Here is a 2736-nt window from a genome sequence, read left to right as displayed (position 1 = left end):
CCGTTACGACATTGCCACTTTTGCCGGGTTCGGCGGATTTTAGCCGCTAAAATGGAGCTCGCGTCTTCGGGTGCATAATGATTCACATGCTGGTTATGCGTCAGCGGCGTTTTGCGGGTTTTTTGGGGGCTGGGGCATACCATTTTGAGGCTTAGCCCCTAAGATCGCGCTGAGAGCGTCTCAGGCGGTGCGGGCAACGGGTGTTATGGTAAATGCGAGTGACCGGCATGGTGACTCTTAATTTATTTTTCGATTTCTCCCCCCCCCTCCTTGCCCCCTACAACCCCATGGAGCACAAGGGAGCACCAGAAGCACATGGAGCACGGTGAGCACATGGAGCACCGCAATTAAATAAAAATTATTTTTAAATCATATGTATGCATTTTATGTTTGTAATATTTATTACTTGTTACTTCCTTTTGTGTAATAAATATTGCATTTTTTATAATAAGAAAAAATAAAAACCGGAAGTAATTGTTCAAGGAAACTTATAAAAGTTATTGATTTATAAGGGTTTTTTGGTAAATTAGCTCTCACGCATTAACAGGAGGCGAGTATGTCAGTCAGGGCACAAAGAGCAGGGAAACGTAACCAGTCTGAAAGAAGAATCGAACTGATAAATACATTATGGGAAGGGGAGGAAATTGAAACATGGGATCGTAATGACCGACCTCGAAACGATGGCTTCATAACAGTACCTCGTTATCTTCCATTACTAGGTGTTCTTATGGATGAGTTATCAAAGGGAAGCCCACTTTCAAGTACCTACCTAGCGCTGTGGTTCAGGGGTTCAGACGAAGGCCTGATAGAGATAAGGGATAAGACTGTGCTGGCTTTAGAATCAGGCTTTGCCAGTGCAAGGGGGGTAACAACATGGACGGGGAGAATGCGGAAATTAAAAGAGCTGGGATTCATATCATGCCGGGAAGGTAGCTCCGGTGAGTTCCACAACGTGTTAATTGTTCATCCGCTGGTTGCGGTAAAGAAACTACTGGATGAAGGGAAAATAACGAAAGGGAAAACCTATAACACTTTTGCTGAACGGGTAATCGAGGTGAAGTCCTCATGGGAGTAAGAAATGGCAGGTACGGTATGGAATGATGTTAATACAGGGCGTGAAGTTTTCTCGATGACACACCTGCACCCTCAGCTGCATAAGGTTGAGGTTTCTGGGGTGCAGGCTGAGCTTGAGATTAGCTTCGGGTTTCATGTATTTACTGACCAAAAGCAAGTCGGAAAGGTAATGAATTTCAGAGGTGAAACTCGGCATTTCTGCCAGGAAAGATACGAAGGAAGTAAGACTATCGTGCAGCGGATACTGTCAGCGATAGAAAACGGAGAGTACATAACGGCCTTTATTTCCAAGGGGCAAGGGCAGCGGTATTACCACCTTAACCATCATGATGACTTCATTCTAATGGAGATAAGAAAGCCTGAAGGTAAAGATAATTTTCTTCGCATACATGTTGTTACAGCATATACGCTTGATGAATGGGGGGGGGTCAACAAAGGACGGAATTTGAGGTTCAGGTATGTTTTGGAGCAGAGGTTACAGGGGAAGAAAATCGTATAAAAAACAAAAAGCGCCCAAGGCGCCTTTGTTTTACTGCAAAAATTTCGGTCTGGCCTTTCGTTATCCCGCTCACTGGCTAGGAGGGTTTTCCCCCGGCATCAGCACCCCTCTTTCAAGGTTCCGGTTTGTGCTGACAGGTATATTGTCCACTTACCCATGCCACTTGTCAACTTCACGGGTTTGTCATGATCTTCTTGAGATCCTTTGTTTATCGTCGTAGTCTCTTGTCCTGTAAACGAAAAAACCACCCGGCAAGGTGGTTTTTCGAAGGTTCAGTAAACCGGCAAGTTTCTGAACCGTGGTAACAGTCTTGTGCGAGACATGTCACCAAATCTGTCCTTTCAGTGTAGCCGCAGTCAGGCCACCACTTCAAGAACTCTCGATACATCTCTCGCACATCCTGTCTACCAGTGGCCGCTGCCAGTGGCGATAAGTCGTGTCTTTCCGGGTTGGACTCAAGTTGATAGTTACCGGAACAGACGCAGCGGTCGGACTGAACGGGGGGTTCGTGCATACAGTCCAGCTTGGAGCGAACTGCCTACCCGGAACTGAGTGTCAGGCGTGGAATGAGATAAACGCGGCCATAACAGCGGAATGACACCGGTAAACCGAAAGGCAGGAACAGGAGAGCGCACGAGGGAGCTACCAGGGGGAAACGCCTGGGATCTTTATAGTCCTGTCGGGTTTCGCCACCACTGATTTGAGCGTCAGATTTTGTGATGCTTGTCAGGGGGGCGGAGCCTATGGAAAAACGGCAACGCCTCCTCTTCTTTTCGCCTTTTTCAATCCTTATCCCCCCACATTCTTATCCGCCCCGCTCGCCGCAGTCTCATAACCGAACGCAGTGAGCGAATGAGCGAGGAAGCGGAATATCACTGTCGCTGAATGGGGCGCGTCCTCGCTATGGCCAACGTATCTGTAGGGCAAAAGAGCGGACAGGATATGTTTTGTAGCACCGCCACTTTGTGACGGTGACAAAACGCACGGGACAAGATGTGTTTTTGGAGTACCGCCCAGTGATGGCCGGGTACCCAAAACATTGTCAGGGCTGCGCCCCGACACCCCGCTAACGCTTCACGACCGGACAAAGGGTTTGTCCGCCCGTTCACCGTTACGACATTGCCACTTTTGCCGGGTTCGGCGGATTTTAGCCGCTAAAATGG

At 48.1% G+C, this 2736-nt stretch carries 2 protein-coding genes; both read left to right on the top strand.

Going from position 1 to position 2736, the window contains the following annotated elements:
• Positions 1 to 556: 556 nt before the first annotated feature.
• The gene (locus MMS95_RS24060; protein ID WP_000116157.1) at positions 557 to 1075 is read left to right on the top strand and encodes a hypothetical protein; all 519 of its coding nucleotides are present in this window, start codon (positions 557 to 559) and stop codon (positions 1073 to 1075) included.
• A gap of 3 nt (positions 1076 to 1078) precedes the next feature.
• Positions 1079 to 1573, top strand: a complete 495-nt coding sequence (locus tag MMS95_RS24055) for a hypothetical protein (protein WP_242142430.1) — start codon at positions 1079 to 1081, stop codon at positions 1571 to 1573.
• The last annotated feature ends 1163 nt before the right edge of the window (positions 1574 to 2736 follow it).

The organism is Serratia sp. PGPR-27 (genome assembly GCF_022678525.1).
In the GTDB taxonomy this organism is placed as follows: domain Bacteria; phylum Pseudomonadota; class Gammaproteobacteria; order Enterobacterales; family Enterobacteriaceae; genus Serratia; species Serratia nematodiphila.
The sequence above is the reverse complement of the archived record's forward strand: the minus strand, read 5'-3'. Positions and strand labels throughout refer to the sequence as shown.

What these genes read in the sequence shown, in the direction of transcription:
- MMS95_RS24060 (WP_000116157.1), top strand. Translation starts at nt 557, where the DNA reads ATGTCAGTCAGGGCACAAAGAGCAGGGAAACGTAACCAGTCTGAAAGA.
- MMS95_RS24055 (WP_242142430.1), top strand. Translation starts at nt 1,079, where the DNA reads ATGGCAGGTACGGTATGGAATGATGTTAATACAGGGCGTGAAGTTTTC.